Raw genomic sequence first — 1,061 nt, 5'->3', positions numbered from 1 at the left:
TTGGGTCTGACTCAATCTCGCTGCAGGCTTGCGGCCTGAATGCTCCGGGGGCAACGGAGGGATCGGCTGATGGTCGAGCGACTTCGCCCTGGAGATATCGTCCCGGCCGGCTTTGTCGTCGAGGACGCGAAGATCACAGAGGAATTCTCCGTTCTGAGCGTCCGGTCGATCGCGGCGGGGGCAAAATGCCCGAGTTGCGGAAATTGGTCGTCCCGGGTTCAGAGCCGCTACCGTCGAACGGCTTCTGATCTGCCCCTTTCCGGTCGGGCGGTTTCGTTGGCGGTAACGGTCCGGCGGTTTCACTGCGACGGCGCGCAATGCACCCGGCGAATCTTCGCCGAACGCTTTGGCGAGGAGATCCTCGCTCCCTTCGCGCGCAGAACCGGCAGACTGGAGACCATCGTTCATCATCTCGGATTGGCGCTCGGCGGTCGCCCCGGTGCGGGGTTCGCGCGGCGGCTCAAGGTGCCCGTCAGCAACGACACGCTGATCCGGGTCGTGCGGCGCCGGGCGACGGCAAAGGCCTGCGCGCCACCCCGGGTCGTCGGCATCGACGACTTCGCCTTCCGCCGAAATTGCCGGTACGGAACCATCGTGGTCGATCTGGAGCAGCGGCGGATCCTGAAGCTGTTGCCTGACCGAGAGCCCGCCACCGTCGTCGCTTGGCTGAAGGCCCATGCCTCCATCGAGGTCGTCGCCCGAGACCGGGGCGGCGGCTACGGCGAGGCGGTCGCCCGGGCTCTCCCGGCCGTGCAACAGGTCGCCGATCGCTGGCACCTGATGGAGAACGCCAGCCGCGCCTTCCTCGATGCCGTGCACGGAGCGTTGCAACGGATTCGGTCGGTGATTGGCACGACGAACCTCGATCCTGCTCTGCTGAGTTCAGCGGAGCGACTGCAGGTCGAGGGATGGGCAAGGCGTCGGCAAACCAACGACACCGTGCTCGCGATGAGAGAAGATGGACGGTCGATCAAGGAGATCGCCCGTGCGGTGGGTCTCGCCCGGGGAACGGTAAGGCGGATCATCCGCGGCCAACGGGACGACGTCTTCCGAACCCGACA

At 66.2% G+C, this 1,061-nt stretch carries 1 protein-coding gene; it reads left to right on the top strand.

The features are described 5' to 3' along the window. Window positions 1-69: 69 nt before the first annotated feature. A partial coding sequence (locus BUQ68_RS22565) for an ISL3 family transposase (RefSeq protein ID WP_175577891.1) occupies window positions 70-1,061 on the top strand: 992 nt, incomplete at its 3' end.

The sequence above is a fragment of the Mongoliimonas terrestris genome (genome assembly GCF_001927285.1).
GTDB lineage: Bacteria > Pseudomonadota > Alphaproteobacteria > Rhizobiales > Pleomorphomonadaceae > Chthonobacter > Chthonobacter terrestris.
Note: the sequence above shows the minus strand (reverse complement) of the source record. Positions and strands in the feature narration are given on the sequence as shown.